This window comes from Paenibacillus sp. PCH8 (genome assembly GCF_002968835.1).
In the GTDB taxonomy this organism is placed as follows: Bacteria; Bacillota; Bacilli; order Paenibacillales; family Paenibacillaceae; genus Paenibacillus.
The window spans coordinates 149380-168175 of the sequence record NZ_PKQK01000004.1; the positions used below are offsets into that span (position 1 = coordinate 149380).

The window sequence follows — 18796 nt, forward strand, 5'->3', positions numbered from 1 at the left end:
ATAGATGCAAGAGGAAGAAACGAGACAGGGATTTACACCGGAGATGATTGATACGATGGCCCGTATCTGGACACGTTCTATCGTTACATTAATAGATGTACGCTTTCAGAATGTAGCGTCACAATACCCGTTGGAGCAATATAAAATGCCTAGTAGCATGTTTATCTATGCATATGGGGAGAAGCGCAAATCCAACTGAATGAAACCACATTTGCAATGGAACGCTTCGGTTTAGTTCACGGCGGGAAGGGGAGCCTGCTCAGTATTACGCCTAAAGGGGAGATTGTGAAGACCTTTATGGTGTTTTATAGAGCAGAATCACCTCTCTTTTTCAAGAAACATCTGCAGCAATTACTGGATCAAGTCAATCCATTTGTTCAACAGTTTGGTTATACGCCAAGTAATCCCATCTTGCTACGCGATTGGTTCCAACGGATGATGAATGGCTGGCAACATGGCAAGGCGATGGACCAGCTACAGGCCAAAAGTTTTTTATATCAATTGATTCATGAGGTGTACAGGGATTTGGAAGGTGGTGAGATTCGGTATCTCCAGCCAGATCCAGCCTGTTCTGCCAAGATATATCTCGATAAACATTACAGGGAGCCGATTATGTTTCAACAAATTGCCGATATGTTTGGGATCAGTGGTGGACAATTGACGCGGTTGTTCAAAAAAAGGGAAGGGATGAACTTACAGGAGTATCTCATTCAGAGAAGGATTGAAGTTGCCTGTCATGGCTTGAAACATACAGATGCGACGGTTAAAGAAATCGCAACTGGAGCTGGTTTTGCAGATGAGAAGAATCTGTTTCGAATGTTTAAGAAACATTACAAGATGACACCAAGTGATTATCGGAAAATAAACGCACTATCCATGCAGGTTGATGGTATTGATAATGATTCTCATCTCCCTTACGATGAGAGGGAACTAGCGAGTCTAGTCAAGTCTTATAGAGATGGGGAATCAACTATGTTTGGATCATTAAGAAGTAAAGAAATGATTTTGGCGGCGGCGATAAGCATGATGCTCTTATTGACGGCATGTACGTCAGGGACGCCAGCGAATAATGGGGGAACGGCGAATACAACACCTGCGCAGACACAGCAGACGACACAACAGGAAGGGTCGGAGACAAAAGCTTCAGAAGCCGTCTCGCAGACCAGAACGATATCCACAGTAAAGGGAGAGGTGGAGGTGCCTAACAACCCTCAGCGAGTTGTAGTCGATTATTTGGTTGGTGATGTAGTAGCTCTGGGTGTAACTCCTTTAGGTGTGGCAAGAGCGGCAAGGGGCGAGACAGAGCCTGTATATGCTAACCAGATTACAGACTCCATAAAAGTAGCCATGGAGCCGGAAGATATCATGACGCTTGAGCCTGATCTCATCATTTTGGCATGGAGCGATGAGTCATATGATGATTTATCCAAAATTGCTCCCACAATTTATGTTCCCTATGGTGATATGACTACAGAAGAGCGGATACATTTTATTAGCGATGTTTTGAACAAGCAGGAAGAGGCTAAGAGTGTTTTGAATGCTTATACCGGAAAAATCGAAGAATCAAAGCTAGCCATTCAGAATGCGGACCTATCTGATGTGACGATTACGGTTGGAGAATTCAGTGATAAAAGTAACTACATAGCTGGAGCCAAGCATGCGGTTGGCGAGCTTGTTTACAATGAACTTCAATTGCAGGCACCTCCAAAAGTCCAAACGGATATTATCGACGCAGATAAATATTGGGGCGATGTCTCCATGGAAGTATTACCCGCTTACTCTGGGGATTATATGATCTTTTTAGGAGATGGTAACGTCGCTGCTGATAATGCAGTGTGGAACTCCATACCTGCTGTGCAACATGATCGGATCGTCAAGGTGGATTCTTCGCTATCTTGGTCCACGGACGTAATGACTTCCAGTGCATTGATTGATTATATTGTTAGTCAATTGCTGGCATTAGCTAAATAAGAGTTAGAACGAAATTTTAATTGAGAACTCCACATTTTCAAACATGACCAGTCGAATTTATGGACGCTAATATCCATATTCGTTTGGATTGTCAATAGGTGATGATGAAAGGGAAACATGATGAAAAGCAAGCCTGAACAAAAACGCCGTGGGGCGATGAACTTCACCATGTACATGCTAGTAGGGCTTGGATTAACGGTTCTCATGTCGGCGGCATCGATTATGTTTGGCGCCGCCGACATGAGGTTAGCAACGGTATGGGAGGCTATTTTCCGATTTGATCCAATGCTCACTGAACATCAAATTATTCAAACGATGCGTCTTCCGCGTACCATAGCTGATCTGATCGTTGGGTGCAGCCTTGCAGTATGTGGCGCGATCATGCAGGGGACGACGCGCAATCCGCTGGCCGACTCCGGGCTGATGGGGATTAGCTCTGGGGCAGCATTCGCGATTGCGCTTTGCCTGGCCTTTCTGCCGGGTTATTCGTATTGGCAAATGATGTTGTTTGCTTGTCTGGGAGCAGCGCTTGCCACCGGGATAACTTACTTTACCGCGTCACTGGGCAAGCACGGAATGACACCTCAGCGGCTGGTACTGGCAGGACTGTCCATCTCAATGTTGTTTGGCGCACTCAGTCAGTATTTGGCGATCAATTACGACCTGGGCCGAGCATTAGCATTCTGGACGGCAGGTAGTACAGCGGGGGTCAAGTGGGGAGAGTTGCTGATTATCTCACCACTATTCGTTGGTGGTGTACTGCTGGCGCTGGCGCTTTCTCCTTCTGTTACACTGCTCAGTTTGGGGGATGATGTGGCAAGTGGACTCGGTATTCGCAGCGGACTGGTTAAGGGTTTATCGACAATTATCGTACTTGTGCTAACTGGATTGGCTGTTGTTGTGGTTGGCCCGGTCGGTTTTGTTGGTCTGATTACCCCGCATATTGTGCGATACATGGTCGGTGTCGACTATCGGTACATTATTCCAGCAGCTGCGCTATATGGTGCGTTGCTGACCGTATCAGCCGACCTGGTTGGTCGCTTGATCAATAAGCCGTTCGAAACACCGATTGGCATTATATTCTCTATCATTGGTGTTCCGTACTTTCTCTTCTTGGCTCGTAGGCAAAGGAGGGGATTTGAATGATCAAGCAGCGTTATACGGTGCAACGAGGCATCATTGTCAATGTAGTACTTACGGTGCTCATTCTTATGTTTGCTGTCATTAGCATGAATTCTGGCAAGATGAATCTTTCACCGCTAGAAGTACTGAACGTTCTTATGGGAAGCGGTACCGACAAGCAAAATCTGATCGTGTTCGATTTTCGCCTGCCACGAATCGTACTGTCGATCTTGGTAGGTCTGGGAATGGGAGCGGCTGGGGTCGTGATGCAGAGTTTGCTGCGCAATGATATGGCTAGTCCGGGGACACTGGGGATTAGTTCGGGATCGGGTTTGTTTGTGCTGTTCTTTGTGGTATTCATTGCTTCGACAGGAAAGGGCTCCTTTATTGTCCTGCCACTGCTGGCCTTTGTTGGCGGACTGTTGGCGGCGGGATTGATCTTCTTATTATCGTATCGCCGTGGGCGAGACATCTCGCCAATCGGTTTGATCTTGACCGGGGTCGCGCTAGGTAGCGGGTATGGGGCGCTAACGACCTTCCTGACACTCAAGCTAGATGATTCGCAGATGAACTTCATGCTGCACTGGCTGGCGGGGAGCTTATGGGGCGATGATTGGGGCTATATTTCCATACTGACACCATGGGTCTTGATTTTACTCGGCTATATTTTCTACAAGGCTCGCATGCTGAACGCCCTCCAACTGGGCAATCAGACGGCAAAAGGACTGGGTCTTTCCGTGAAACGGCAGTTTTTGGGGTTGTCAATTGCTGCTGTTGCTTTATCCTCTGGCAGTGTGGCCGTGGGAGGAAGCTTCTTCTTCGTTGGCTTGATCGCTCCGCATATGGCCAGAAAACTGGTCGGGCCCGATCATAAATTGCTCATTCCGGCTGCCAGCTTGGCCGGGGGACTAGTCGTGGTGTCGGCTGACACGATTACGCGCACGGTTAGCCTGGTAGGAGATGTGCCGACAGGAATCGTTATTACAGTCATTAGTGTTCCATATTTTCTTTATTTACTGGCGAAAGCCAAATAGGAGCACGTCGACCAGATCGTTGTACTGGAGGGAACGGAGATTGCCGAGATGGGTACGCATGAGGACTGCTGGGTTAGCGACGGTATTTATGCGCGATTGATGTGACGCCAGCCTCCTGAACGTAATCAATACAAACAAGATGAAACAGGATATGGCCAGGATGAAGATGACTGAATGATATGGTCAGATTGAAGCTAACCTGCATTACCGCTATGCTTATCCATATCAAGCATATAAAAAAGGATGCCTTTACGAGGATATCGTATTGGCATCCTTTTGGTTTTTCTCATTATTTGATAGTCAATTTGATTATTGGGAAATTACATCAGGATTTATATGTCCGGCTCATCCGAAAGCTGGAAACGGGAAACGAAATACCAGATGAGCTCGCGACGTGAGGATACCTTGGTTTTGGCGAAAATGGATTTCAAATGATCCTGAACCGTGTATACAGAGATATGCATCGCTGCAGCAATTTCTTTGGAAGAGTAGCTACGCAATACATAACCGAGCAGTTCCCGTTCTCGACTGGATAATCCATGGCTCTCGGCAAGCAAGGGCAGCAAATCCTGCGGCATCGCCTGCTCCAGACGGATAGCAATCTGATCGGGTCCCACGAGCTGTTTCATGAGACTGGCATGAAGTATGAGGTAACGCCCATCCGGAAGTTGAATGCAGACTTTGGATGGTGAGTCGGGAGTGATCTGAGTATCATCAGCCCGTTCTGCTTGATTCTTGCGTTGCAAGTGGGAACTCACTGCACGTACCGGACGGGGCAGAACGTCTGGCCCTACATGTTCCAGCATACGTAACTGGGACAGCCAATACTCTGCCGCGGCATTCAGGGATAAGAGCTGGAACGTGTCTGAGGTGATCAAAATTCCGGGTTCCTCGGGACTTCCACTCGTGATCTCATCCATTAAAGTCAGACTCGTGGAACGAAGCATGGCTGCAATAGAAGCAGTCCAAGTCTGAATCAGCAACCGTTCCTCCTCTGTAAAAGAAGAATTCTCAGTCTTGCGATACAGAGTTAGATATCCCCAACAAGCGTCTCCACTGACCAATACAGCGCGCAGTTCATCACCGAACCCCGCTGGCTGAAGAATGTTGATGTACCTTGGGCTTTGTTCAGGGTGTGCGTTCATGGATGCACGAAGTATAGCTGTATGTTCACCGCTTCGTATTAATTCAGCGTATTTATGTATATCTTCTTCCATGTATTCATTAATGAATAACCGATCGTGAATGGCTTCAATGCCATCTTCTGTCACAGCTCCTGTGGAGAGAAGAGTCAGGGGATCAACGGTGGTGAAACAGTATGCGTCGTAAGGTACAACCGTAAGGATCTGCTTGAGAACAGCTTCCCGGTAGGTACGTGAGGTCCAGGTTCCTTTTTCAACAGAAGTGATAAGTCTGTGGTTCCGATCAATACGTGATGTCAACAAGATTTCTCCTCTCTCTGTGCGCATATCCCAATGTTCTGGGATTGTAGGTTCGCCGTATCCTTCTATAATGAAATTAGACGAACAACGAGTCAAGTCTAACTTCAATTCAAGAGGAGTGCGGTGTCCATGAATCACAATCCATCACCGATGAGCTGGGAAACAACAGATGTTCATCGTTACGAACAATCGATAGCCCTGAAAATTCCGGGTTATTCTCATATGCATGATCTAATGGAACGGCTGCTTGCAGCATCATTTGCGGATAACAATGATATTCATATACTTATCGCCGGAGCAGGAGGGGGAAAAGAATTAGCTCTGCTTGGATCACGTCATGCCGAATGGACATTGACCGGAGTAGATCCTTCACAGCCCATGTTACAACTCGCTGAGAGACGCGTCGCAGAAGCAGGCATCGGTTCCAGAGTGAAATTGCACCCGACTACAGTTGAAGAATTACCGGAGGATATTCAATATGATGGGGCAACAAGCATGCTCATGTTGCATTTCCTTCAGGGCATGGAGGCCAAGAGAACGTTTCTCACCAGCCTGGCAGCGAGACTGAAACCGGGTGCACCACTGATCATTGCGGCTGTTAATGCCGATCTTCGTTCACCTGCACATCCAGTCATGATGCAAGCTTGGAAGGATCACATGTTAAGTGCAGGTGTCCTTCCTGAAGAGTGGGAGCGCTTTGCTGCTTCCTTGGGCCGTGAATCCGATCCTGTATCATCTGAAGAGATGACTCAGCTACTGACCGAATGCGGTTTCTCACATATTACACGTTACTTCGGGGCGTTCTGGGTGGAGGGGTATTATGCAAGTCGAAACTAACGCTAATTCTGTGAAAGATCAGATCTGGGTAGTTGGTGGATATGGTCAAGTGGGGCAGATGATATGTACTCAGCTGGGAAGAATTTTCCCGGGTAAAGTATGGGCAGCGGGTACGCGCATGAACCGTGCAGAAGAATTCAGCCGATCCACAGGTGGTGCTGTACTGCCGCTTCAACTGGATGTGACCAAACCTGTGGAGCCGTCCATGTTACGGCCTGTGAAGCTGGTGATCATGTGTGTTGATCAGAGCGATACCCGGTTCGTTGAAGCCTGCGCACAAGCCGGAACCGATTATATTGATATTTCTGCAAAGTATGATTTTCTTGCCCAGGTTGAACAGCTGCACACCCAAATGCAACGTTCCAAATCGACCGCGATACTCAGCGTTGGATTATCACCTGGAGTAACTAACCTGCTTGTACGCGAAGCGACCATGCATATGGATCAGGTGGAGGAAGCAGACATCACCGTGATGCTGGGACTTGGAGAGAAGCACGGGAAGGCTGCCGTGGAGTGGACCGTTGATCAGATGAATGCCACCTACCAAGTGATGCAGAAGGGCAAGCCTGCTGAGGTACAAAGTTTCGGAGATGGCAAATGGATTGATTTTGGAGCGGAACTGGGTAACCGGAAGGCGTATCGATTTAACTTTTCGGATCAGCATGTGGTTGCTCGAACGTTACGTATTCCAACCGTATCTACCAGACTCTGTCTGGACTCCCGCTGGATCACAAGATCCATGGCAATCTCCAAACGTGCAGGGTTGTTTTCGTTGCTACGTATCCCGTCTATTCGCAATGGAACGGTTAAGGCATTTGGCCTTATTCCTGGAGGAGAGCCGATGTATGCGGTCAAGGTCGATGCCCTAGGATGGGAAAATGGTGAGCAAGTCCGTGTCGAACAACTGCTGGATGGCGTAAAGGAAGCAGATGCGACAGCAGCGGTGGCTGCAGCCGTGGCAGAACACGTATATAAAACAGAGTTGCCGCATGGTGTGTTTCATATTGAACAGTGTCTCTCTTTGCAGGACATTCAGGATGCACTTCATACGCCACTAAGGGTGACGACCAAGATCACCTAGTTTCATGTTCTTTTGCGGGTCCCCTCCGATCTGCTATGATGTAACAATAATCATGGCATGAATGGAGGGAGATCATGAACTGCGTTGCTGTATTACCTTATTACAAAGTACAGAGAGAAGTGACGGGTCTCGCTCAAGAGATTGAGATGAATGCCCGCTCCATGATTCTGTATTCAGATAAAATCGTGACCAAATACCGCGAGTTCAACATCACGGAAGTGTTTGACATGTCATTTCGACGAATGGGCGATGAAGGTGGGTTTTTCTATCTGCACACAAGCACAGGAGTGTATCCATATATGGTCGAAATTGATCCCAAGCCTTTTATACAAAGTTTCAGAAAGATGACGATCCAAAAATTAAAATAACTTGACCTTGCCGTTACGTGAAGGCTTAACCTCGGATATGGAAGGAACGATAACCAATCCAGAGGAGCCGTGAATATAATGAGTATATTGATTCAGCAAGCGACCATTCTAACGATGAAAGATGCCGATGCCCCCTTCACGGGGGATATTCGTGTTAAAGGAGATCGCATTATACAGATTGCGAACCACATTCCTCCTCAACCTAAAGATGAGATTATCGATGGCTGCAATAAGGTTGCCATGCCGGGACTGATAAATGCCCACCAACATACACCGATGAGTCTGCTCCGGGGATTCTCGGATGATCTGAAGTTGATGGACTGGCTTGAGCGCAAAATGCTGCCTGCGGAAGCACGGATGAACCCGGAAGATATCTATTGGGGTGCCAAGTTATCCATCGCCGAGATGATTCGTTCGGGTACCACTGCCTTTGCGGATATGTACATTCACATGAATGAGATAGCGGAAGCGGTTAAGCAAACGGGTATTCGGGCATCGTTGACACGAGGAATGGTATTCATGGAGGGTGATGGAGGGCGCAGGTTGCAAGAGGCGATCGATCTTGTGCAACGCTGGTCTGGAGCCGCCAATGGGCGAATTACAACCATGTATGGACCCCACTCACCTTACACATGTCCCGTAGAGCCACTCCGTGAAGTCATTGCTATGGCTGTCAAGGAGGATATCCCGCTGCATATCCATCTGGCTGAGACGAAGGAAGAAGTCGTGAAGATTCGTGAGCGCTATGGCATGACACCGACAGAGTATTTGGAGGAAGCGGGTATGTTCGAACAGGCACATGTGCTGCTTGCACATGGTGTTCACCTCAATCGAAGGGACATCGGCAGATTAAAGGGTATGCGTGGCGGCGTAGCACACAACCCGGTCAGCAATCTGAAGCTGGGGTGTGGAATTGCTCCGATTACCGAGATGTTGGCCCAAGGAATTAACGTGGGAATGGGAACGGATGGAGCGGGAAGTGCCACAACCGTGGATATGTTCGAGGAGATCAAAGCCGCGACCTGGTTGCAAAAGCTGGACTATGGTGATCCTACACGCTTGCCAGCCAAGGACGTTCTACGCATGGCTACACGCGGAAGTGCTAATCTGCTTGGATTACAGCATGAAGTGGGTGTGTTGGAGGTGGGGCGCAAAGCTGATCTGATCCTGATTGATCTGGCGAAACCTCATCTTCAACCGGTACATGAGGTAGAGTCGCTACTGGCATACAGTGTAAACGGTGCGGATGTGGACACCACGATCGTGAATGGTCAGATCCTCATGCGAGGCAGGAAGCTGCTCACGATCGATGAGGATGAACTTTACCGTGAGGTGAAGGTTAGAGCCAAACGAATTATTGAGGGAATTTAATTTTAGGTGAATTTGATCCAAACTGGAAACTGATTTGTGCTCAAAACGCCATGGAGACTTACTCCATGGCGTTTTTTGTCGAATTATAACTGGGAATAGTTCCATGGACCTGTTCAGAATCGGTTCAGAATGGCTCGCTATACTGAGCATGTAGTTGTTCAAATTTGAAATGTACACGAGGAGGAACATGAATTGAAGGGGAAACCAAACAAAAAACGGATTAAGCCGATATTGAAAAAAAGCATGTTAACTGCGCTCGGATTGGGCATTGCATTGCCTATGGGTGGAACGCTTCCGCAGGTCAATGCAGGAGTCATTGGTCCGGTAATAAACATTTCACAACCTGTTCTTAACGATGGCATCAACTGGTTAAGTTATTCATCGGAACAAAACGATCCTTCTTTTGTACCCGATGTGCCCATCGAGGTAACTAAAGATAATATAGTTAGAATCAATTTAAGTACACATTTTCGCTCTGATGAGTATAGTACGCTCACAGCCAGCTCAAGTGATATCAGCATAGCTGAGGTGCGTGTAAATACGATAGAAGATGAGAATATGACAACGCCTGTCAGTACATTGGTGGTTATTCCTCGCCAAAGCGGCAAAATCAACATCGAATTGAAAGCGAATTATATGATCTCTGGTGCACCAGAGACTGTTACGGATAACATTGAACTTTATATTAGTAAAAAAGGGGATGTAAATGCAGACGGTAAAGTGAATTCTCTGGATGCAGCAGACCTATTCGATTATCTTCGCAATATGGTAAGTCGCCGCGGCTTTACCTATGTAGAGATGAACCGTATGGACGTAGATCGTAATGCGGAACCTACTCTGGGGGACATGGATGCTTTGTTAAACGGATATAAAGGCAAAACACTTGGCGGGAAAAACAATGACTATGTATTGACCTTTAAACAAGTGGATGATGCGCCGTATGTACTGAATGGTGAATTGAAGGATTACATGGAGAATGCAATTGCTGTTGATTACTATTTAATGGATGTTGATTCGGATGATATTGCTACTCCTTCTTATCAGTGGTATCGCGCAACGGAAGCTTCGGGAGAAGATAGAGTGCTGATAGGAGGAGAAACAGGAGAACAGTATATCGTTAAAGACGAGGACGAAGGTTATTATCTTGTGCTCGAAGTTATTACTCAGTCAACTTCAAACGCAAATACGGAGACTAGACGAGCATACATTGTTGGAAAAGAAAAAATACAACGACCTATTTAACTCATGTTTTCTAATGTAGGTAACGGATAACAATACTTTTTCTATCTTTACCATAAGATCTATCATTTGATACAGACATGGAGGCTATTACATGTTTCAACCGCAAAAGAAACGTCCTAGAATCAGAAAAACAATGTCGGGTCTGATCGCACTGACATTACTCTCTTCACTCATATTGCCTAATGTAGCTGGGGCAGAACCGGTAGAACCATCACTAGTACAATTTGCAAATGTAAGCGTACAGGCAGGGCAGACCGTTCATGTGCCTGTTGCATTGAAGAAGACCTATTTCGGGGTGAAAGCTTATAATATGCAGATTGATTATGATACGTCTGCACTGGAAATTGTTCGGATCACGCCTAAATCTGTCAACGTCATCAGCACATCCCCAAATGAAGATGGTGTAGCAGACTTCCAGTACGAAATTAATGATGCGGAAGGCTGGGTACGGATCATATGGGTTGATTTTACTGGGGGTAACAGTCCAATTGTAGACGAACAGCAAATGTTCGATATCGAGATCAAAGCCAAAAGCAATGCGACGCTTGGAACAAAACAGCTCTCTGTAGATCAAACGGATTCTGAACATTGGCATTTTACGAATGTAGAACATCAGAGCTACACTGAATTGTCAGGTGGAGCAATCACAATTACAGCAGCCAACTCAGGTGGTGGAAATTCGAGTTCGCCAGGTTCCTCTTCGGGAGGAAGTGTATCGCCAACTTCACCAGTCGTTACACCTGTTCCATCCACTCCTGCGGCAACCAAAGGCGTAGACATCTATGTGAACGGACAGAAACAGGAACAATCTGCAACGGCTACCACATCAACGGTAAACAATCAGGTTACCACCACGGTTCACGTGGATAATGACAAAGTCATTAATCAGATTGGAAGTGGATTGCGAACGCTTCTGCTGCCGATTACAGGTACAGGCAAAGGCGCGGTAGTTGGTGAACTGAATGGTAAGCTTGTTAAAACGATGGAAGGAAGCAATGCCGAAGTGGTCATTCAGACTGACAATGGCACGTACACGCTTCCAGCCAGCCAAATTCAGTTGGATCAGGTACTGAAACAACTTGGAAGCTCCGCTCCGCTGGAGGACATCACGATTCAGATTACGATTGCCCCTAGTGCGGAAGCGAAGAAAACAGCCATTCAGGCCGCAGCAGACAAGCTGGAGAACACAACGGTCATCGCAGCTCCGGTTGATTTTGAAGTAAAAGCGATCTGGAATGGACAGCAAGTGAACGTGGATCATTTCAACTCTTATGTGGAGCGCTCCATTACATTACCAGAAGGTGTCGATGGTTCGAAGATCACGACGGGAGTCGTGCTTCAGTCAGATGGCAGTATTCTGCATGTGCCGACCAAGGTTATCAAGGGTGACGGGAACGACTCTGCTGTAATTAACAGCCTGACGAACAGTACGTATGCCCTGATCTATCATCCGGCAACATTCAGCGATGTAACGAGTCACTGGAGTCGTGATGATGTACAAGATCTGGCATCTCGTCTGATCGTACAAGGTACCGGTGAGAACGTGTTTGCGCCGGACCGGAGTATTACGCGGGCAGAGTTCACGGCTGTTCTGTTAAGGGGTTTGGGTCTGCACTCCCCGAACAGCACAGAAGCGGCATCATTCACGGATGTGAAGACAGGTAGCTGGTATGAGGATGAGGTTCAGACGGCTGTGTCCTACGGCCTGATCTCAGGTTATACGGATGAGAGCTTCCGTCCGAATAGCGAAATTTCTCGTGCTGAAGCGCTGACCATTGTGTCGCGGGCGATGAAACTGGTCGGTCTGGCACAGGCCGACGCGTCAGAGACAACAAGCCTTCTGAGCACATACAGTGATAGCGCTAAAGTACAAGCATGGGCGACAGAACCAATTGCATCGGCCGTCAAGCAAGGACTGGTACAAGGTGTTGAAGGCAAGCTGATGTCAGATGCAGACATTAGCCGTGCCCAAACGGCAGCGATTGTGAAAAGATTGCTGGCAAAAGCCGGTTTAATCTAATCCGATTCAATCACGAAATGAGACAACCCAAGTCCTGAGTTATATAGGACTTGGGTTGTTTGGTTCCTACACTTACTTGAAATGATCCTTGTTCAAGCAAGTAGTAGGTTTTTTGCGTATAAGCGATGCTCAGGGTGCCGTTCAGTTCATTATCAGTTCACACAAATTTGGTACGATATGAAAATAAATAGATAGATATAGCGCATGATCAGGAGAGGAAGAGATCCAGATGAAAATATTGGAAGTTATAAATGTGAAGAAATCATATACGTTGTATGGGAAAGAAAAGGTCCCGGTCCTCCACGGATTGAACCTGAGCTTTGAAACCGGGGAATTCGTCTCGATTCTTGGTGAGTCTGGTTGTGGGAAATCGACGTTGATGAATATCATTGGTGGGATGGACTCGGATTACGAAGGGGACGTTCTGGTTCGCGGCAAGAATTTGAGTGCCATGACAGAGAAGGAAATGGACGATTATCGGAAGAATAATATCGGCTTTGTATTTCAGAATTTCAATCTGATTCCACATCTGTCTGTCCTCGAAAATGTTACGATTGCAATGCAAATGACGGATACGAATGAGCAGGAGCGGAACCAACGTGCCGTTGATATACTGACAGAGGTTGGGCTGAAAGATCATCTGAATAAACGTCCAAACCAGTTATCCGGGGGTCAGAAGCAACGGGTTTCCATCGCACGGGCTTTATCGAACAATCCTGATATTATTCTCGCAGATGAACCAACAGGTGCTCTGGATCGGGAGAACGGAGATCAAATCCTGGCTTTGCTGGACAGCATAGCAAAAAAAGGAATGCTGGTTATTGCCGTAACTCATTCGCAGAAAGTGGCTGACTCCGGCACACGTATTGTGAAGGTCGAAGAGGGGCGCATTAGTGATGATATTCACCTGAAAGATCCTTCTACAGCTGTTTACGAGAGTGGTCAGGATTCTTCCCGGAGCCTGAGCCTGCTTGCTTCATTCAAGATGGCACTTAAAAATATGAAACTCAACGCCAAGCGTAATGTATTGGTAGCATTGGGTGGATCTATAGGTATATTAAGTGTACTCCTGATGCTCTCCTTGGGTAATGGAATAACGACGTATATGAACGACGAGATCAATTCAAGTATGGACCCTTTGCTCGTAGATATAACCAAGCCGAGTGAAGAAGCCAAGAACATGCAAGGCCCCGAAGCCTTGATGGCATCAGGTGAACCATTCACAGAAGCTGATATTGAGACGATTCGCAATTTTCCTAATGTGGATCATGTAGAGACGATCACGACCATTACAGGCCAATCGACGATGGTGAATGAAGAACAAAGTGTGGGACTCACGCAGTTAACGACGTTAACGGATGCGTTTGATCCAGCATTGATGACAACGGGTGTACTGCCAGTAGAAAATCAGATGTTGTTACCCCTCGATACGGCGAAACAATTAAGTGGAAATGACCAAGCTGAATCCATGATCGGCAAGTCTGTGTTTCTATATATTAATGAGATGGATGGCAATAATAAACCAGTAACTTTGGAGAAAGAAGTAACCATCTCAGGAATCTATGAAGCAGCAGATCCAAGATCTCCAATGCAGCAATCCCCCGGATACATTTCATCAGAGACGTTGGAGCAAATGTATACGGACAAAGGAATAACGATTGGACCGATTCAGGTTAACGCCTACGCAACCGATATGAAATATGTTAATGAAATCAATGAAGCTGCTGTTGATGCTGGCTTTGCAGGCTCCCAAATGGCCAAGGTCATGGAGAATATTACGACATATGTAAGTATGGCTTCGATTGTACTCGCTGGTATTGCGGGCATTTCGTTAATCGTATCCGGTATCATGATATTGGTTGTCCTGTATATTAGTGTCGTGGAACGGACGAAGGAGATCGGAATTCTTAGGGCAATTGGAGCAAGAAAGAAAGATATCAAGCGAATATTCTTCTCTGAGTCTGCCTTATTAGGCGTATTTAGTGGTATTATTGCGGTAATCTTTGCAGTGATCATTAGTTATGTGCTGAATATTCTTCTGGACAATGCGTTTGGAGCAAAACTAATCAATCTCTCGGGATATTATATCTTATTCGGTATCGTGGTTAGCACAGCGATTAGTATCGTGGCCGGTTTGATGCCATCATCGAAAGCTGCGAAGCTGGACCCGATGGAATCTTTACGATACGAATAAATATCAATTTTGGAAAGGATAATGGTTACATGAACACGATTCTGGTGGTGGACGATGATTCCCATATCCGCAAATTAATCCGAATCTATCTTGAAAAGAATCAATTTTCCGTGCTGGAAGCATCAGACGGTCAAGAGGCGTTAGATATTCTCTCTCATACAAAAGTTGATCTGGCGATTGTGGATGTGATGATGCCACGAATAGACGGCATTGAACTGACGGAAGATATCCGGTCTTATCTGGACATCCCGATCCTGATGGTGACGGCCAAGGGAGAATCCAAGGACAAAGTCAGAGGATTTAATGCAGGATCAGACGATTACCTGGTTAAACCATTTGATCCGGTAGAGTTAATCTTGCGAGTGAAATCGTTATTGAAACGATATAACAAAAGTGCATTGAACATGATTCAGATCAGTGGCGTAACGATTGATTTGGGTAATCTGATGGTCGTTGCGGACGGACGAACCATCGAATTGAAAAAGAAGGAATGTGAATTGTTATTTTCTCTGGCGAGTTCGCCAGGGAAAATATTCACACGTACACAGCTTATAGATGATATATGGGGTATCGATTACGAAGGCGATGAGCGTACGGTTGACGTACATATCAAACGGTTAAGGGAGCGGCTTGAACCTGTTCCTGAGCTAGTGATCTCAACGATCAGAGGACTTGGATATCGCCTGGAACGGACATGAGAATGTTGAGGAAAAGTCTGCGACTTCGAATCGTAGCTACTTTTATTGGGATTGTTCTGGTGAGCTTGATTCTCTCCTTTATGCTGAATAGCGGGTCCCAGGAAAAGACGCCGAATCGTTTTATGGTTACCTTTGCTGAAGATCTAGCTACACTGATTAACCTGATCGATGATCCGGGAAAAGTGAAATCTAGCTTGGATATCTTTGCACGGTACGGCTTGAACATCACACCCGTCAGTGAACAAAGTGAAGTGTTATCTTCCTTGCCAGAGGACAAAGTTCATTCGTTATTTGAGGCGGGGACAACCAATGCAATATTTATGTCCAGTAAAGATGGAATTGCGACCATAGGTGTTCCCGGAACGGATGAGGGGATCGGCACATTTCTGATACAAAGCGATTTCTCCTCTCTTTTTCATACGCTGAGAAACACGCTCTTAACCTCACTGTTAACGGTTCTGGTCATTGGAAGTTTATTAATCCTGTTCATGTCCGGGTACATTGTGAAACCGATTAAGAGGTTGACGGTTGCAGCGAAGGAGATGTCGTCAGGGGACCTGTCGGTGCGGTTAAAACATAACAACCAGGATGAGTTTGGCGAACTGATGGAGAGCTTCAATCATATGGCCAGTGAGTTGCAGAAAATCGATTCTGTTCGTGATGACTTTGTCAGCAATGTCTCTCATGAAATGCAGTCTCCGCTCACATCGATTAGAGGATTCACCAGAGCGTTACAAGATGGTGTTATTCCATTAGAAGAGCAGAAAGAGCATCTGGATATCATATATGAGGAAACGCTGCGCTTATCTAGGCTTAGTGATAATTTGCTTCGACTAGCCTCACTAGATTCGGAGCATCATCCGGTTGATTTCACCACATTCCAGTTAGATGAACAATTAAGAAGGACGATCTTATTGGCGGAGCCGCAGTGGGCGCAGAAGGATATACAGATCGAATTGGACTTGTTGCCCTGCGAGATCACGGTGGACAAAGATTTGTTTGATCAGGTCTGGCAGAATTTAATAAACAATGCGATCAAATACACTAGTTCTAATGGTACCATTCATGTCGAAATTGAGACGTCATCTTCATTCGTGAAGGTATTGATAAGAGATTCTGGACAAGGAATACCTGAGGAAGCCCTCCCGTATATCTTCGATCGTTTTTATATGGTGGACAAAGCGCGAAGTAGCTCGCTTCGAGGTAATGGATTGGGATTATCCATTGTAATTAAAATTTTGAAACTGCATCAATGTACGATTGATGTGCACAGCCAAGTGGGAGAAGGCACGCAGTTTATTGTCACAATTCCCAGATTGGTTATTACATCTTAAAGTAAGCTTGAATAGCGATCAGCAATATGGAAACAATCGGTCCCTGGTGAGTTCAGGATTCAGACTGTTACCATATTGCTTTTTGCTATGTGTCTATCGGACAGATTTTCATATATAGTTTTGTTAAGCATGGAATCATTTGATAAAATAGAAGAGACATTATGTGAATAGTTGAACTTAATCAATTTATCATACAGAGAATGGAGCCATCCAATGAAATATCGCAATATGGAAGATTGTATTAACGATCTGGAGCAGCACGGTCATTTGATTCGGGTCAAAGAAGAGGTTGATCCTCATCTGGAGATGGCAGCGATTCATATGAAAGTACATGAGGCTAAAGGGCCTGCTTTGCTATTCGAAAATGTAAAAGGCTCGAAGTTCCAGGCTGTGTCGAATCTGTTCGGTACGGTGGAACGAAGCAAGTTCATGTTCCGCGGTACACTTGAAGGCGTACAACGGGTGATGGCTGTTCGTGATGATCCCATGAAGGCGCTCAAGACGCCATTTCAGCATGTCCGCACAGGTCTTGCTGCATGGCAGGCGCTGCCAAAACAGAAGTCTATTAGCCTACCCGTGTCCGCGCAAGAGATTCAAATCTCGGACCTGCCGCTGATCAAGCACTGGCCCATGGATGGCGGAGCATTCGTGACACTACCACAGGTCTATTCAGAAGACCCTGACAAACCAGGCATTATGAATTCCAATCTGGGAATGTACCGGGTGCAACTGGATGGCAATGATTTTGACTTAAACAAGGAAATTGGCTTGCACTATCAGATTCATCGCGGAATCGGGATACATCAGGCTAAGGCGGTCAAAAAGGGAGAACCACTGAAAGTCAGTATTTTCATTGGGGGTCCACCGGCACATACACTCTCGGCGGTTATGCCTCTTCCTGAAGGACTCAGTGAGTTGACCTTTGCTGGCCTGCTGGCCGGACGTCGCTTCCGGTACAGTTACAAGGATGGATATTGTATTAGCAATGACGCCGATTTTGTGATCACGGGTGATATCTACCCAGGCGAGACGAAGCCTGAAGGTCCGTTCGGTGATCACCTGGGATACTACAGTCTGACGCATGAATTTCCGCTTATGCGAGTTCACAAAGTATATGCCAAACCGAATGCCATCTGGCCGTTTACGGTTGTTGGTCGTCCACCGCAGGAGGATACGGCTTTTGGTGATTTGATTCATGAGATCACTGGAGATGCGATCAAACAGGAGATTCCAGGCGTCAAAGAAGTTCATGCGGTAGATGCCGCAGGGGTTCATCCATTGCTGTTCGCGATTGGCAGCGAACGTTACACACCTTATCAGGCTGTGAAGCAGCCAACCGAGTTGTTGACCATAGCCAATCGTATTTTGGGTACAGGTCAACTCAGTTTGGCGAAGTATCTGTTTATTACTGCTGAGGATCAGCAGACTTTGGATACACATCGTGAAGTCGAATTCCTGACCTATATTCTGGAGCGTATAGATCTTCAGCGGGATATTCATTTCTACACACATACGACGATTGATACGCTGGATTATTCAGGCACAGGGCTGAACAGCGGTAGCAAGGTGGTTTTTGCAGCATACGGTGACAAGGTTCGAGAACTGTGCAAGGAAGTGCCAGAGTCCTTGAAGAACATTCGAGGTTATGAGACCCCGCAGATGATCATGCCGGGAATCGTTTCGATTCAGACAACGGCCTTCACGAGTTACGCAGATACAGCACTAGAGATGCAAGCCTTCACGTCCTTGTTGAAGGAGCAGGGGGGGCTGGAATCGTGTCCGATGATCATCCTTTGTGATGATAGTTCGTTCCTAAGTGCGAACCTGAGCAACTTCTTATGGGCAACCTTTACCCGTAGCAACCCTTCGCATGATATGTATGGTGTAAATAGCGGAACCAACCACAAACATTGGGGCTGTGATCAAGTTATTATTGATGCGCGTGTGAAACCGCACCAGGCCCCCCGCTGATTCCCGATGCTTCGGTGGAGAAGAGTATTGAACGGTTTTTTGTGAATGGAGCCAGCCTGGGATCAATCAAATTGTAATCCGGGATGCGTTAAAGGAGTTCAAACGCGAGAG

The 18796-nt window shown here is 46.4% G+C and carries 14 protein-coding genes and 1 pseudogene; 14 read left to right on the forward strand and 1 reads right to left on the reverse strand.

What is annotated here, in order from left to right:
* Nucleotides 1–4: 4 nt before the first annotated feature.
* From C0Q44_RS22325 to C0Q44_RS22340, 4 genes are all read left to right on the forward strand, one after another.
* Complete coding sequence (locus C0Q44_RS22325) at nucleotides 5–199, forward strand: hypothetical protein (RefSeq protein ID WP_105409434.1); 195 nt, start codon at nucleotides 5–7, stop codon at nucleotides 197–199.
* Nucleotides 200–216: 17 nt separating this feature from the next.
* Nucleotides 217–1971, forward strand: a complete 1755-nt coding sequence (locus C0Q44_RS22330; RefSeq protein WP_105409435.1) for an AraC family transcriptional regulator — start codon at nucleotides 217–219, stop codon at nucleotides 1969–1971.
* 120 nt (nucleotides 1972–2091) lie between these two features.
* A complete protein-coding gene (locus C0Q44_RS22335; RefSeq protein ID WP_219845196.1) occupies nucleotides 2092–3117 on the forward strand; it encodes a FecCD family ABC transporter permease in 1026 nt (341 codons plus the stop codon).
* Nucleotides 3114–4127 (forward strand): FecCD family ABC transporter permease, encoded by a 1014-nt coding sequence (locus C0Q44_RS22340; RefSeq protein ID WP_105409437.1) that lies wholly within the window; start codon nucleotides 3114–3116, stop codon nucleotides 4125–4127. The genes C0Q44_RS22335 and C0Q44_RS22340 overlap by 4 nt, the downstream gene beginning before the upstream one ends.
* 332 nt (nucleotides 4128–4459) lie before the next feature.
* Here C0Q44_RS22340 and C0Q44_RS22345 read toward each other — a convergent pair whose 3' ends face one another.
* Nucleotides 4460–5569 (reverse strand): helix-turn-helix transcriptional regulator, encoded by a 1110-nt coding sequence (locus C0Q44_RS22345; RefSeq protein WP_258166505.1) that lies wholly within the window; start codon nucleotides 5567–5569, stop codon nucleotides 4460–4462.
* A 129-nt stretch (nucleotides 5570–5698) separates the two neighbouring features.
* On the opposite strand from C0Q44_RS22345, the gene C0Q44_RS22350 reads away from it, so the two are divergent.
* From C0Q44_RS22350 to C0Q44_RS22395, 10 genes and pseudogenes are all read left to right on the forward strand, one after another.
* The gene (locus C0Q44_RS22350) at nucleotides 5699–6406 is read left to right on the forward strand and encodes a class I SAM-dependent methyltransferase (protein ID WP_105409439.1); all 708 of its coding nucleotides are present in this window, start codon (nucleotides 5699–5701) and stop codon (nucleotides 6404–6406) included.
* The gene (locus C0Q44_RS22355) at nucleotides 6390–7487 is read left to right on the forward strand and encodes a saccharopine dehydrogenase family protein (RefSeq protein WP_105409440.1); all 1098 of its coding nucleotides are present in this window, start codon (nucleotides 6390–6392) and stop codon (nucleotides 7485–7487) included. Before C0Q44_RS22350 ends, C0Q44_RS22355 begins: the two co-directional genes overlap by 17 nt.
* 74 nt (nucleotides 7488–7561) lie before the next feature.
* Nucleotides 7562–7855: a hypothetical protein gene (locus C0Q44_RS22360; protein WP_076214685.1), complete on the forward strand. Its 294-nt coding sequence runs from the start codon at nucleotides 7562–7564 to the stop codon at nucleotides 7853–7855.
* A 78-nt stretch (nucleotides 7856–7933) separates the two neighbouring features.
* Nucleotides 7934–9226: an amidohydrolase gene (locus tag C0Q44_RS22365; protein WP_181151134.1), complete on the forward strand. Its 1293-nt coding sequence runs from the start codon at nucleotides 7934–7936 to the stop codon at nucleotides 9224–9226.
* 192 nt (nucleotides 9227–9418) lie between these two features.
* The gene (locus tag C0Q44_RS22370) at nucleotides 9419–10468 is read left to right on the forward strand and encodes a hypothetical protein (RefSeq protein WP_105409441.1); all 1050 of its coding nucleotides are present in this window, start codon (nucleotides 9419–9421) and stop codon (nucleotides 10466–10468) included.
* A 91-nt stretch (nucleotides 10469–10559) separates the two neighbouring features.
* A complete protein-coding gene (locus C0Q44_RS22375; RefSeq protein WP_105409442.1) occupies nucleotides 10560–12488 on the forward strand; it encodes an S-layer homology domain-containing protein in 1929 nt (642 codons plus the stop codon).
* Nucleotides 12489–12717: 229 nt separating this feature from the next.
* Nucleotides 12718–14682: an ABC transporter ATP-binding protein/permease gene (locus C0Q44_RS22380; protein WP_105409443.1), complete on the forward strand. Its 1965-nt coding sequence runs from the start codon at nucleotides 12718–12720 to the stop codon at nucleotides 14680–14682.
* A 29-nt stretch (nucleotides 14683–14711) separates the two neighbouring features.
* On the forward strand, nucleotides 14712–15380 hold the full coding sequence (locus C0Q44_RS22385) for a response regulator transcription factor (protein WP_105409444.1): 669 nt from the start codon (nucleotides 14712–14714) through the stop codon (nucleotides 15378–15380).
* A gap of 2 nt (nucleotides 15381–15382) precedes the next feature.
* On the forward strand, nucleotides 15383–16714 hold the full coding sequence (locus tag C0Q44_RS22390) for a sensor histidine kinase (protein ID WP_181151135.1): 1332 nt from the start codon (nucleotides 15383–15385) through the stop codon (nucleotides 16712–16714).
* Nucleotides 16715–16927: 213 nt separating this feature from the next.
* Nucleotides 16928–18762, forward strand: a pseudogene (locus C0Q44_RS22395) (UbiD family decarboxylase).
* Nucleotides 18763–18796 lie beyond the last annotated feature (34 nt).

What these genes read in the sequence shown, in the direction of transcription:
- C0Q44_RS22330 (WP_105409435.1), top strand. Translation starts at nt 217, where the DNA reads ATGGAACGCTTCGGTTTAGTTCACGGCGGGAAGGGGAGCCTGCTCAGT.
- C0Q44_RS22380 (WP_105409443.1), top strand. Translation starts at nt 12,718, where the DNA reads ATGAAAATATTGGAAGTTATAAATGTGAAGAAATCATATACGTTGTAT.
- C0Q44_RS22365 (WP_181151134.1), top strand. Translation starts at nt 7,934, where the DNA reads ATGAGTATATTGATTCAGCAAGCGACCATTCTAACGATGAAAGATGCC.
- C0Q44_RS22325 (WP_105409434.1), top strand. Translation starts at nt 5, where the DNA reads ATGCAAGAGGAAGAAACGAGACAGGGATTTACACCGGAGATGATTGAT.
- C0Q44_RS22360 (WP_076214685.1), top strand. Translation starts at nt 7,562, where the DNA reads ATGAACTGCGTTGCTGTATTACCTTATTACAAAGTACAGAGAGAAGTG.
- C0Q44_RS22385 (WP_105409444.1), top strand. Translation starts at nt 14,712, where the DNA reads ATGAACACGATTCTGGTGGTGGACGATGATTCCCATATCCGCAAATTA.
- C0Q44_RS22390 (WP_181151135.1), top strand. Translation starts at nt 15,383, where the DNA reads ATGTTGAGGAAAAGTCTGCGACTTCGAATCGTAGCTACTTTTATTGGG.
- C0Q44_RS22335 (WP_219845196.1), top strand. Translation starts at nt 2,092, where the DNA reads ATGAAAAGCAAGCCTGAACAAAAACGCCGTGGGGCGATGAACTTCACC.
- C0Q44_RS22355 (WP_105409440.1), top strand. Translation starts at nt 6,390, where the DNA reads ATGCAAGTCGAAACTAACGCTAATTCTGTGAAAGATCAGATCTGGGTA.
- C0Q44_RS22340 (WP_105409437.1), top strand. Translation starts at nt 3,114, where the DNA reads ATGATCAAGCAGCGTTATACGGTGCAACGAGGCATCATTGTCAATGTA.
- C0Q44_RS22375 (WP_105409442.1), top strand. Translation starts at nt 10,560, where the DNA reads ATGTTTCAACCGCAAAAGAAACGTCCTAGAATCAGAAAAACAATGTCG.
- C0Q44_RS22350 (WP_105409439.1), top strand. Translation starts at nt 5,699, where the DNA reads ATGAATCACAATCCATCACCGATGAGCTGGGAAACAACAGATGTTCAT.